The following is a 13530-nucleotide window of genomic DNA, read 5'->3' as shown; positions in this document are numbered from 1 at the left end:
GAGTTTCATATTGCCTCCGAAAGAAATGTTGTCCCCCTTGGTTAGAAGGGGGATTTACTAGTAAATATTATGGTGTAATTTTAACTTTTATAGGTTTGAAGCTGTTATTAGTTGTTCCATCTCCTAGTTGACCGGGATAATTATTTCCCCATGCGTATACTGTTCCGTCTCTCTTTAAAGCTAAACTATGATTAGCAAGAGACCCACTTGCAATTTCCACAATTTCTGTCACTTCTAGTACATTCACTGGGACAGTAGTTCTAAGCGTATTATTGCCATCACCAATTTGTCCTTGGTTCCCAAGGCCCCACGCATACACTTTTCCATTTACATCAAGTGCCATACTATGCTTGAATCCTGCAGCAACAGAGACAATATTTGAAAGTCCGTTTATTTTAGTTGGAACTTGATTCGCTGTTGTATTGTTTATGCCTAATTGACCATATTCGTTTTCCCCCCAAGCCCATACTGTTCCGTCCTTTTTAACAGCAAGACTGTGACCTCCCCCAGCAGCAATTGCCCTTATGTCTGTAAGACCCCATACTTTTATTGGTTTTTTTTGTACGCTCCCTCCAGCCATATATCCCCACATCCAAACTGTACCATCTTTCTTGAGAGCTAACCCATAATATCTTCCAGCAGCAATCTCTGTAATATCTGTTAGATCCATTGCTTGTATTGGTGTGGCACTACTATTAGTTGTGTCGTTACCTAATTGACCATAACCATTAGTTCCCCAACTCCATACTGTACCATCTGCTTTCAAAGCTACGCTATGGTACTCTCCCGCAGCAATACGCGAAATGTTTGTAATGCCTCTTACTTGGACAGGAACATTTTTTTGAACGGTTGTACCATCGCCCAATTGACCGGCACCATTTGCACCCCACGCCCAAACGGTACCATCACTCTTCAGAATGAGAGAGTGCTCTGAACCTGCAGCACTACTCACTGCATTACCCGCTGCCAAAGTCGTCTCTTTTGATAGAAAAAGTACTGCAAGCATCATCAGTAAAATATTACATATTAAATTTGACTTAATTAGATTTTTTTTCACTTAGGCTCACTCCATTTTATTTATCATTCGTTAATACTGGAACTGTGCTATTTTGTGCCGTTCCATCTCCTAGCTGCCCCTTCGCGTTTTGTCCCCATGCCCATACACTTCCGTCTTCTTTCACCATCAACGTATGTGCTCCACCTGCGGTCAAGCGATTGGCTTTCACTTCGATCTCCTTGACTTCCACTGGGACCGTGATTGTTTTGTTATAGTAGCTGACGATAATGCTCGTTGTCCCAACCGATACCGCTGTGATCACACCTGTTGCATCTACCGTTGCAACTGTTGGGTTACTACTCTCATACCTCGACTGCGTTGTGACATCTTGGGTGCTGTTATTTGGATAGGTCGCCGTAATTTGTAATGGCTTGCTTTGGGACGTCGGCAGCAACACCCTACTTGGACTCGCTACCAGTTCCTTCGCAGAGATGACCAGCATACTTTCTATTGGCGTCGTCCGATTCTGTACTGTTCCATCTCCTAGCTGCCCTTTCTCATTTTGACCCCACGCCCATACACTTCCGTCTTCTTTCACCATCAACGTATGTGCTCCACCTGCGGATAAGCGATTGGCTTTGACTTCTGTCTCCCTGACTTCCACAGGGACCGTGATTGTTTTGTTATAGTAGCTGACTGTGATGTTCGCTGTCCCTACCGATACCGCTGTGATCACACCTGTTGCATCTACCGTTGCAACTGCTGGGTTACTACTCTCATACCTCGACTGCGTTGTGACATCTTGGGTGCTGTTATTTGGATAGGTCGCCGTGATTTGTAATGGCTTGCTTTGAGACGTCGGCAGCAACACCGTACTTGGACTCGCTACCAGTTGCTGCGCCGAAATGACTAGCATACTTTCTATTGGCGTCGTCCGATTTTGTACCGTTCCATCTCCTAGCTGACCCTTCTCATTTTGACCCCATGCCCATACACTTCCGTCTTCTTTCACCATCAACGTATGTGCGCCACCTGCGGATAAGCGATTGGCTTTCACTTCTGTCTCCCTGACTTCCACAGGGACCGTGATTGTTTTGTTATAGTAGCTGACTGTGATGTTCGCTGTCCCTACCGATATCGCTGTGATCACACCTGCTGCATCTACCGTTGCAACCGCTGGGTTACTGCTCTCATACGTCGACTGCGTCGTGACATCTTGCGTGCTGTTATTTGGATAGGTCGCCGTGATTTGTAATGGCTTGCTTTGGGACGTCGGCAGCAACACCGTACCTGGACTCGCTACCAGTTGCTGAGCAGAGATCACCAGCATACTTTCTATTGGCGTCGTCCGATTTTGTACTGTTCCATCTCCTAGCTGACCCTTCTCATTTTGACCCCATGCCCATACACTTCCGTCTTCTTTCACCATCAACGTATGTGCTCCACCTGCGGATAAGCGATTGGCTTTGACTTCTGTCTCCCTGACTTCCACAGGGACCGTGATTGTTTTGTTATAGTAGCTGACTGTGATGTTCGCTGTCCCTACCGATACCGCTGTGATCACTCCTGCTGCATCTACCGTTGCTACCGCTGTGTTACTGCTCTCATACATCGACTGCGTCGTGACATCTTGGGTGCTGTTATTTGGATAGGTCGCCGTGATTTGTAATGGCTTGCTTTGGGACGTCGGCAGCAACACCGTACCTGGACTCGCTACCAGTTGCTGAGCAGAGATCACCAGCATACTTTCTATTGGCGTCGTCCGATTTTGTACCGTTCCATCTCCTAGCTGACCCTTCTCATTTTGACCCCATGCCCATACACTTCCGTCTTCTTTCACCATCAATGTATGTGCTCCGCCGGCAGACAAGCGATTGGCTTTCACTTCTGTCTCCCTGACTTCTACAGGAACTGTGATCGTTTGGTTATAGTAGCTGACTGTGATGTTCGCTGTCCCTACCGATACCGCTGTGATCACTCCTGCTGCATCTACCGTTGCTACCGCTGTGTTACTGCTCTCATACATCGACTGCGTCGTGACATCTTGGGTGCTGTTATTTGGATAGGTCGCCGTGATTTGTAATGGCTTGCTTTGGGACGTCGGCAGCAACACCGTACCTGGACTCGCTACCAGTTGCTGAGCAGAGATCACCAGCATACTTTCTATTGGCGTCGTCCGATTTTGTACCGTTCCATCTCCTAGCTGACCCTTCTCATTTTGACCCCATGCCCATACACTTCCGTCTTCTTTCACCATCAATGTATGTGCTCCGCCGGCAGACAAGCGATTCGCTTTCACATCTGTCTCCCTGACTTCTACAGGAACTGTGATCGTTTGGTTATAGTAGCTGACTGTGATGTTCGCTGTCCCTACCGATACCGCTGTGATCACACCTGCTGCATCTACCGTTGCTACCGCTGGGTTACTGCTCTCATACGTCGACTGTGTCGTGACGTCTTGGGTGCTGTTATTTGGATAGGTCGCCGTGATTTGCAATGGCTTGCTTTGAGATGTCGGCAGTAACACCGTACCTGGACTCGCTACCAGTTGCTGAGCAGAGATGACCAGCATACTTTCTATTGGCGTCGTCCGATTCTGTACCGTTCCATCTCCTAGCTGCCCCTTCTCATTCTGACCCCATGCCCATACACTTCCGTCTTCTTTCACCATCAACGTATGTGCTCCACCTGCGGACAAGCGATTGACTTTCACTTCTGTCTCTCTGACTTCCACAGGAACCGTAATCGTTTTGTTATAGTAGCTGACTGTGATGTTAGCTGTCCCTACCGATACCGATGTGATCACACCTGCTGCATCTACTGTTGCAACCGCTGGGTTACTGCTCTCATACGTCGACTGCGTCGTGACATCTTGGGTACTGTTATTGGCATAGGTCGCCGTGATTTGCAACGGCTTGCTTTGAGAGATTGGCAACAGCACTGTGCTTGGACTCGCTACCAGTTGCTGCGCTGAGATGACCAGCATACTTTCTACTGGCGTCGTCCGATCTTGTATCGTTCCATCTCCTAGCTGCCCTTTCTCATTCTGCCCCCATGCCCATACACTTCCGTCTTCTTTCACCATCAATGTATGTGCTCCACCTGCGGACAAGCGTTTCAGCTTATCTTCTTTCAATACTTGTGCTACTTTTACATTCGCGTTTACCTTGGTTCCCAAATAGTCGATGGTTACTGAGGTGATTCCGTCTTTTATTCCCGTGAGGAGACCACTTGCAGAAACAGATGCTATAGATGGATCTGCCATTGTAAACAATGATTTATCCGCTACATCTACTTCAGTACCATCCGCAAGCTTCAATAGCACATTTAGTTGTTGTGTTGTCCCCTCTTGAAGAGTGATGTCTTCCGGTACAACCTTGATGTTCTGAACCGGAATTTCTGCTGTAACAACAACAGGCACAACCACACTCGCTCCCCCAAAGGAAACGGTGATGTTCGTACTACCTGCCTTAACAGCCGTAACTACCCCGTTTGCATCAACGGTTACCACTGTGGCATCTCCTGGCAAGTAGACTGCTTGCCCCGAAACATCCATGTTCTTGCCATCCTTATACGTCGCTGTTACTTGTAGCTGCTGCGTCTTCCCAACCAATATGTTCAGACTGACTGGTGTAACAGACAAGCTCTGCACAGGCTCTTGTGTCTCTGTTACCTGAACAGGAACGGTAACTACTTTACCACCAAAAGTTATGGTTACAGTAGATGACCCGACCGCCACCCCTGTAACGGACCCACCTGCTCCAACACTAGCAATAGCAGGTTGCGAACTCTGATAAGTCGCCTGATTCGTTACAATCGTTTGGCTGTTATCACTGTAGATCGCCTTCACTTCCAACTGCTGGCTGGCTCCTTTGCCAATGCTCACTGTCGCTGGCGTTACAGCCAAAGATACGAGAGAGATGGCATTTCCTGCAACCGTAACAGGAATGATCGTACTTTGCCCACCGTAGCTTACCGTGACTTGCGTAGCTCCTGGCGAAAGTGCTGTTATCAGTCCACCACTATCCACTGATGCAACATTGGCATTACTACTTGAATACACGGCTTGCTTTGAAATATTTTCTTCGGCCCCGTTTGAATAAGTGGCCGTGACACTAAGCTGTTGAGTACCACCTGCTACCAACGACACTTGCACTGGAGTTCCTTTTACTTCCTGGATGGTAGCCCCTTGAACAGTTATCTGGCTAGATGCACTTTTACCATCATAAGAAACGGTAATCGTCGCTGTTCCTGCTTTGATACCCGTTACGACACCTTGGCTGCTCACTTGCGCAACAGATGAATTCGAAGTGTCAAAGCTGGCAACGCTGCTGATATCTTTGCTGTTACCGTCTGAGTAATAAGCGGATGCGTACAAGCGTTGGATCTGGCCTTCTGTTATTGTGGATTGTCCTGGTGTAAGACTGATCGATGTCAAATGAACAGAAGGTGCATCAACCGTAATGGTTAACGTCTTCGACTGCCCTCCGAAATACAACCTGGCCCGCGTCGTCCCGCCGTTCACCGCATACACAATCCCCTTGTTGATATAAGCAACCGAAGGATCCTCCACGACATATACAGCCTGCGCGCTTACATCCACCTGACTCCCGTTGTCCAACGTTGCCATGACCTTGATCGATTTGGAGTTACCGGGTGATACATTCACCTTCTCCAGATCGAGGCTCAAGGCTTTGGCTTTCTGTGGTGTAGATGCGTTTTGCTTTACGCTTTTTGTGATATTTCCGTTCTCGTCATGATAGAAAATGACGCTTTCGACTCCATTTTCTTTGATCGCCTTAATTCGATTGTTTTGATCGTATACATACTCGTAAACTGTTCCCCCAGCCGCTGGAGCAAAAACGGTAAATAATACATTGACTGGATTACTTTCTGTATTGGTCAGCTTAATTGTGTAGGCACCTGCCGCCAAATCATAAATGACTTCCGCTGCACTTGGCTTCTCCCTCGGTGACACTTGAACCCCATTGGAATAGACCGTTACAGCAGGATACTTCTGACTTGGATTTTTCAATTGCGTCACCATGCGATACTTTCCAGGAAAGATAACATTCATGGCGATTTCTACCGTTTGTCCACCTGGAATCGTGATATCGTTTGGCTGATTAAAAACAAAGGCTTCGCCTCCTGGCTTTGCCAGAAGCGTAGCGTAAAACTCACTTTTTCCTACAATCTTCACATAATACGTTTTTCCGGCAGCAAATACTGGATTCACTCTACCATTACTTCCTGAAGAGATCTCCTCATGATCCAGCAAGCCCGCCCCTTTATAAACGGATATATTCGCATCTGCCGCTAATCCCGAGTCGTTATTTAACGTGAACTGATAAACTCCGCTCGTTTTCGCTGTGATTTTAAAGTATTTTGCCTGGTTGGTAGGAAAATGCATCCGTACCGGGTTATACTCTACCAACAGATTAAAATTGCTTTCTGCTGGTTTCGTTTGGACCGTGATCGAGCCGCTGCCATAGCTGCTAGTACCGGATGAATTGTACGCCCAAAGTCTAATTGTATAAACGGTCGCCGGTTGTAGGCCCGTGATGGTATGATTGGACACATTGCCTATCCGCTTAATACCTCCGCCATCTACTTGAATGCCGTAGTCTGTTGCGCCTACGACAGGACTCCAAAATACTTTAAGGGAATTCGTATCTGCCTCTACACTAATATTATTTGGGGCATCTGGTTTCTTCTCGATAGTCAAGCTTCCAGGATAAACTGCTACAAAACCGCCGCGATTGGATACTTCGATGTTCGGATAGGTGCCTTCTCCAAGATCCCTGCCCCTCCAGCTAAGGCTCCACTGACCTGAGCTACCAGTAGTAGTAAATTCCTGCGGATTTTTAAGACGATTCATCCTGCCAGATATGACATCGCCTGCTTGAAGATGGGTATAGACCCCTTCCAGAGTAAAGGTCTCATCAATGTCCATGACCCTCTTTGCCCCAGGGGTGTAAATAACGATCTTCGGGAGAGCATCTACCAATCGGGATGTGTAATTCGTTGGTGTAGTCCATGCACCACGATTATCCTGAGCTTGAACCGTCCAATATACGGTTTGATATAACATTTCTTTTGTGATGGGGAAAAAATATCTGCCGGACTCATTCCCATTTTGGTTCGATTCGGAAATCGGCTCTTGTTTCTCACCCAGCTCGTTTCCGCCTGGAGTCAGTCCCACTCTTAATTTTGTTGATACGATTTTGTCTGAAACATCATTATCTCTAAGCGAATAATTAATTAACCCTGTTCGGCCACTATCCATGATGACAAGCTCTGTATTTACGACGACAGGTGCTTGATTCGTGGCTAATAGATAGAACTCCAATTTAGCGGTACTGCCTTCAAGGATTTTCGGGGCATCGCTCTTCATTATCGCTTTTAGGCGCACATCAATGAGGGCGTTTTTTTGTATATAGCTTGTATCAAATACATAAGAACGGGCTGTACCTGTTAATTTCTCCCGTTTTGTAGAAGTGACATGCCCGCCCTCGCTGATATAAATGATTAATTCTTGCGAGGCTATATAACTTGGATACCCTTTACCGTTGTAGTAGTCCCAATCCAACGTAATCGACTGCCCTTTTGGTATTTCTGCTCGATCTTTCGGATATTTCCAATTCGCAGAAATGGTTATCGGGTCCTTTTCAGCTTGCGCTCTCATATCCAAGCTAATATCGACTTTTTCGACGAGAGATTTACTGGATTTCTGATCGACCGCCCAGACACGAAGTGAGTAGAGATGATCTGGTTTCAAATTGCCGATGGGCAAGTTGTATGAAAATTCATTTGCGCTCTCAGACGCCGTAAAACGAGTCAGTTCATGAGGATCTTCTTCATCTAGCTGATACCAAATATGAACTTGGTCTCCGATGTTCGGATCCATCGCAATGCCTGATATGACGATGACATCCTCTGAATTAACAGTAGTGACAGCCTTCCCTACCACGGGTGAGGTCAAGTAGACTTGGGGAGCAGAATTATCGTTCACCTCAGTCGTTATGTAGGTGATTTCAGGTGTCCATTTTAGAAGATCCCCAATGTTGTTTTCTTTCTGGTTGACTTGAAAAATCAATGCGTCTCCTTCTTCAATCGAAAGCTCCTCCTGAATTTCCACACCAATCTCATCGTTAAAGTCAATCGATTGCCAGCCTGAGGAAGGCCAAATTTGAGCATCATTTTTCAGTAGTCGGACGTTAACTCCATCTCCCTCTTCCACTTGGATTTTGGAAATCCAACCGCTAACGTGAATTCGTCCTGAACGCGGTGCCTTCCATTTCAGGATAGGATCTGAGCTCCCGACTTTTATCCACGTGTTTCCGATTGCCGTCTCGTTTTGATTACTCTTCCATTCCTCGGCAGCTTTGTCCCATTCCAAGTCCGTGAAGCGATCTCCGCTTACCTCCTGATAGGACCAATTGTTCTGTCCTTGCTGATTAGAAAATTGCAGCCAAAAAGCATACGTGTCATGTATGGGTTCAACAATCGTGATTGTCTTCTCCATACTGGTTTGCTTCCCGTCTTTTTCTGTGACCAGCACCTGTAATTGGTGTTCCCCTACTTGCATCTGGTCAACTTCCAACAGATAGGAGAAGCCTGGTTTTAGATGTGGTGCGTCTGGGTATTTGCGCTTCAGATCTGGTCGTTCAAGCCCATATTTCGCCTCGCCCAGCTTATCTCCATCCATCAAAACCTCGATTTTCTCCACTTCACCAGAAGAAACGAACCATCCCGTCATGTTGTAATTCCTACTGATCAGTTCGTTATCTTGCGGGGTGTCAATGGCGCCCCCTGTTACCAAGACGTCGCCTTTTACAGTGACAGGGTATTGCTTGACTATGCCAGCATAAGACACAGTGAGCACTGTACTTCCTGATGAGAGCCCGGTTAGTAATCCAGTTGCATCTATTTTGGCGATAGATGGATTATCAATCGTGTAGGTTACTTCTCCCGTTACATCCTTGGTACTCTTATCTCGATAAGATGCAACGACCGTGAATGCTACGCTCTTGTCTTTTTCTAAAGTAACTTCGGAATAATTAGCTGTGATTCCCGTAACGGGACCAATGATGATGTTACTTTCCAGCAAGAGACTCTCCGCGCCCGCTTTATCCGTTACTTTTATGGTCAGTTTGTGATTCCCTTCCGCAAACAAGGACGTATCCAGTAGATATTGAAAGCCAGCATTTGCATTCTGGTAGAGTGGATACATGGCTAAAATGTCTGGACGAGGTCCGCCATATACGGCAGTTCCCTGTAATTGTCCATCCACCAAAACCTCGATTTTGGACACACCGCTTGGGTTCAGAATCCATCCCTGTATGGTTGTGGTTCCACCAATAACTGTGCCTTCTTTTGGGATATCCATTTGCCCTTTGGCAACAAGCGAGCCTGCTTCTGATTCTGTGACAACAACTGGAATCATTAATGACTGATTCCCGTAATTCACTTGAATCTTTGTCATTCCAACCTTCAGCCCTGTTACGATTCCCAGCGGACTGACATAAACGACATTCGGATCTTCTACTGTATAAACAGCTTCCCCTGTAATGTCCCTTGATTGTTGACCCTCAAAACTGGCGGTAATCTGCAGTTTCTGCATAGCGTCTTTTGCTACGCTAATAGTTGGTTCTGTATTTTGCAGACTGATCGCTGGAGCATTTTTTCCAACTACGAAACTTTTTTCGGGTAGTGGATGCTGCTTTCCTTCGCTATCCGTTGCGATCACAGAAACGGTATGATTACCCGGTTGCAGTTCGTTCAGATCTACGGTATAGCTGTATCCTGCTTGTGTATTTGTATATTCCGGATGAAGCAGGGCAATATCAGGTCGAGCAATGCCTGACTTTGCTTTCCCATGTTCGATCCCGTCAATGACAACCTGATAGTCTGAGATAGCAGAGGGATGTAAAAACCATCCTGAAATCGTATAGGTGCCATTGACAGTAGCACCATTTACAGGCGTTTCTATCTCTCCCAAGGTTTTAAGTGCTTCCGCTTCCGTAACGGTAATAGGAATGCTGATACTTTGATCCCCATATTTTACGGTGAGACTCGTACGTCCTTGGGCTAGAGCCGTGACCAAGCCATCTGTGCTCACCTTTGCGACAGAAGAATTCTCTATGTTGTATAGAGCCAACTTGGTTACATCCTGACTGCTCTGATCCTCCAATACCGCCATGACAGTCATTTGATGCGTTTTTGCTTGAGGAACGATTACCTCTGTAACGTTTGCCTTTAATCCGATTGCTGGTAGCAAGGTAACGACTTGAATCGTTCTGTTCCCCAGCATTACCTGATTTCCACCCTTGCCTGTTCCTCTAACAGAAAGAGTATGTGTGCCTTCCCGCAATTTCCCTGTATCGAGATTATAGTGGAACCCTACGTTTCCATCCGGTTTGGAAGCATCCATAATTTCTATTTCCGGACGAGAAATGCCATAGGTTGCTTCGCCACTTACGGCTCCATCGACCAGTACTTCAATCTTTTCAACACCAGTAGAGTCAATAAACCAGCCTGTGACAGGGTAAACACCGCTGATTAATGCATTTTCCGCGGGACTGTCAATGCCTCCCCGAGCCAGAGCCCCTGCTGCTTTGACCCAAACAGGTATCGTAAGCGTTTGTTCCTGGTATTTCACGATGATATTGGTTTGACCGATTTCAATTCCCGTAACGATACCTTTATCTGAAAGGCTAATGATCGCAGGATTCTCAATCGTGTATTGAGCCTCTCTCGTCACATCTTTCGTTTGTTGATTCAGTAAAACAGCAGAAATGGATAATTGCTGTGTATTCCCTTGTATCAAATCTACCTTGCTTATATTTGCCACAATACTTGTTGCCGGTTCAGCACGACCGATGAAAACAGCTCGCTCTGCCAGAACTTGTTCAGCGCCGTCTTTATTAACAGCCGTTACCTTGATCGAATGCTGCCCTTCCATTAGCTGTGTTGTGTCTAAACGGTACTCATATCCGGCTTTAGCATTCTGGTATTGTGGATACGAGGATTCAATATCAGGTCGGGTATGCCCATAAGAAGCCTCCCCCACTACTGTTCCATCCAAATGAACCTCTATCTTGGAAACACCTGATGGATCCAGGTACCAGCCTTTGATGAGTGTGACGCCAGTCATCATGGAATTACTTGTTGGCGCCTCTAACTCCCAACGCGGTATCAGTGGCTCATTCTTTTTGATCGTAACGGGGATCGTGATTGATTGACCATCATATCGAATGGTCACAATCGCCGTTCCATCCCCCATTGCTTTTACAACCCCAGCAGCGTCTACTGTTACGACACTTTCATCTGATGAAGCGTACTCTGCAAGACTTGTAACGTCTTTCAGGGTGTTATCTTCTAAAACAGTAGATACCACCAACTGATGCGAACCTTCATTCGTTAGTTCCAGCTTGGTTACATCAGCATGCAGACCATTCAACGGCTCCACGTCACCAATGTAAAATGTCGTTCCATCAATGACGGTTTGTTGTCCATTCGTATCTTGAACTTCCACCGTAATGCTATGTGTGCCTGCCGTTAAATTCCCAGTGTCCAGTTGATAGTGAAATCCAGCACTGCTATTCTGATAAGCTGGATATTTCGCTTCAACATCTGGTCTCGGGTCGCCATAAGATGCCTCTCCCACATTCGTACCATCAATCAGGATACTGATTTTCGATACCCCGTCTGGATGGAGATACCATCCTTTAATGGTATACGTACCACTGATTAACTCGCCTTTTTCGGGGGTGTCGAGCCCCCCTATTGGTATCAAAGGAGCTCTCTTCGTCACGACTATCGGAATCTCAATCGTCTTGTCACCCAACTCAGCGATCAGTTGCGTATCTCCTATTCCACTTCCTGTGACGAACCCTGAAGATGTAACCGTAGCAATTTTTTCATCTTTGCTCGTATACGTAACTTCTTTGCTGACATCTCTGGTGTTGCCATCTGTCATGTTCGCCGTAATCTTCAGTTGATAATTTTCACCTTCGGAAAGTCGCAATTCGTTCGGCGTCGATTCCAGTGAGGTAATCTCTGCGGAGTCCTCATCCCCTAGTCCCAGCGCTTTCTCTAGGTTTACAAGCCCTTTTCCGTAAAAACGTGATTCCCCTAAAGGTGTTGCGTTCTCGACTAAACTATCACGCACTTCGCGATTGGTGGCTCCACCCTTTTTCGACCAAATAACAGCTGCTGCACCGGTTACGTGAGGAGCTGCTAAAGAAGTGCCTGAACGTTGCTCATAGTCTCCATGGAGAGACGTACTTAGAATATCAACGCCAGGAGCCATCAGGTCTAACCCACTGCCAACACTTGAAAAGTCAGCCCGTTGATTGTCCTGATTTATCGCACCGACGGACAATGTCTCAGCATATTTCGCAGGATACAACTGGGTATCCTCACCCATTCCTCGATTGCCTGCTGCTGCAATAACCAGTATCCCTTGTTGATTCGCTCTTTTTATCTGGTCGTGTAGCGCTTGACTGTCAATTCTACCACCAGCACTAATGGAAACGATGTTCATGTCATTCTGTATCGCCCATTCAATCCCCTGAATCATGCTGGAATATGTACCGTGACCTTTTTCATCAAGGACTCTGATGGCATAGATTTCAGCTTCTGGCGCAACACCAACAATTCCAACATCATTATCTTTACCAGCGATAACACCAGCCACCGCAGTTCCATGCCCGTGCTCATCATCAAAATCTGATTTTCCTTCTACATAGGAAATGCCTCCTTTTACTTGGAGGTCTTCATGATTGGATATACCTGTATCAATAATTCCAATTTTGATGTTTTGGCCTTTGTAATTTTTTTCGTGAGCTTGATTTGCCCCTATGTGCTCAATCCCCCACGGAATTTCCTGCTTTTCTGTTCTGTTTGTTTCTGCTAACTCTATTTCACTATCTTCCTCAATATAGGCTACATTCTCGTCCTGAGACATTACCTCCATTTCACTCTCTGTTAATTGAGCAACCATCACTTTCGTGCTAAGTTGCTGGACAGATGATCTTTGAATCGCCCTCACTTTTGTTTTCTTGCTTTCTTTAAAACCAATTAAATACGTTTTACTACTAGCGCTTGCGATAGCGTGCTCTGGGATAAGTTGCAAAAACAATAAAGCTAGCAGTAGGAATACATTGAAACGACTGATTGAGCGGATGAATCTAGGGTTCATTCCTGTAACTCCTTGTCATAATTGTGTTGAGCTTTGGTATCATTCCTTTTTAAAAATATTTCAAGCCAGCCAGTTACTCTTCATCTCCTTCCTAAAAATAAGTGCAAATAAAAAATGTAAATTTTACCTAAACAGCATTTTGAATTATAGTGAATTCCTGATATTGGATCAATAGGAACTTACCAATATGTTTTGACTAACAAATTACTAGTCAGCCAATATTGCTGATTAGCAGAAGGGATTTCCAAGTTAGAGTATGTTTGACTATACCTAGATTTTTCTTCCTACTTAAAAAATAAGACTGTCCCTTATAGTAGATACCTCTACC

2 protein-coding genes are annotated in these 13530 nt (G+C 45.9%); both read right to left on the bottom strand.

Going from position 1 to position 13530, the window contains the following annotated elements:
- Positions 1-67 precede the first annotated feature (67 nt).
- Positions 68-1057 carry an RCC1 domain-containing protein gene (locus tag FO446_RS09320; protein WP_232774131.1) on the bottom strand — a complete coding sequence of 330 codons (990 nt, stop codon included), beginning with the start codon at positions 1055-1057 and terminating at the stop codon, positions 68-70.
- Between the two features lie 16 nt (positions 1058-1073).
- Positions 1074-13202 carry an Ig-like domain-containing protein gene (locus tag FO446_RS09315; protein ID WP_237900473.1) on the bottom strand — a complete coding sequence of 4043 codons (12129 nt, stop codon included), beginning with the start codon at positions 13200-13202 and terminating at the stop codon, positions 1074-1076.
- Between the last annotated feature and the right edge of the window lie 328 nt (positions 13203-13530).

The organism is Brevibacillus brevis (genome assembly GCF_022026395.1).
Classification (GTDB): domain Bacteria; phylum Bacillota; class Bacilli; order Brevibacillales; family Brevibacillaceae; genus Brevibacillus.
Note: the sequence above shows the minus strand (reverse complement) of the source record. Positions and strands in the feature narration are given on the sequence as shown.

Coding starts and splice junctions, on each gene's coding strand:
- FO446_RS09315 (WP_237900473.1), bottom strand. CDS start 13,202: ATGAACCCTAGATTCATCCGCTCAATCAGTCGTTTCAATGTATTCCTA.